The 242-nt window shown below is 54.1% G+C and carries 1 pseudogene; it reads right to left on the reverse strand.

The window, feature by feature from the left end:
• Positions 1–207: pseudogene (locus tag AB1Z34_RS11205) on the reverse strand (IS30 family transposase); the annotation flags it as partial.
• Between the last annotated feature and the right edge of the window lie 35 nt (positions 208–242).

The raw sequence follows: 242 nt of genomic DNA on the forward strand, positions 1-242 counted from the left end.
TAAGCGTTCCGCCAGCCCTAGCCGCCGACCAGTACCAACACGAGATACATCACCAGGTGTTATCCGACTGCGGGTATTCATAGTGGTCAATCTAGCCCGCCGGTTGTACACCGTGGTTGTGCACACCCCAGCCTGTGCAGCAATCTGGGCAACACTATATGAGCCGGCCATAAGCATCTCGTAGATCACGCGATGCTTATCCATCATCGATAACTTCGGGTAGTGCGATTGGTGCTGGATCT

Source organism: Corynebacterium sp. 045007 (assembly GCF_040743205.1).
Classification (GTDB): Bacteria; Actinomycetota; Actinomycetes; order Mycobacteriales; family Mycobacteriaceae; genus Corynebacterium; species Corynebacterium jeikeium_D.